Source organism: Oleiphilus sp. HI0086, assembly GCF_001635225.1.
The window spans coordinates 1-256 of sequence record NZ_LWFZ01000587.1 but is presented as its reverse complement, the minus strand read 5'-3'; the positions used below and the strand labels follow the sequence as shown (position 1 = coordinate 256).

The 256-nt window shown below is 42.6% G+C and carries 1 protein-coding gene; it reads right to left on the bottom strand.

The genetic code is table 11. The features are described 5' to 3' along the window. Positions 1-42: 42 nt before the first annotated feature. Positions 43-256: hypothetical protein (locus tag A3756_RS28660; RefSeq protein ID WP_231875505.1), on the bottom strand; the 214-nt coding region annotated here is incomplete at its 5' end.

The following is a 256-nucleotide window of genomic DNA, read 5'->3' as shown; positions in this document are numbered from 1 at the left end:
CAGCTGCTTTGACTTTCTGCTCTAGTTGGGCTGAATGAGTAATCAGCAGACGTATTGTGTTGGTGTTATTCCTTTGTTCCTTTGTTCCTGAAGTTTTTTAGCGCCTTCTATTAGCTCTCTTGTTTCTTTATGGGAGCGGTCACAAAACTGTTCAAAGTCAGTAAGCAGCTTAGTTTTCGGCCAAACACCGGAGTCAGGTGTCAGTTGTCCAACTTTCAGCTGGTAGTCTGCAAGTATTTTTATGTACTGCTGTCTT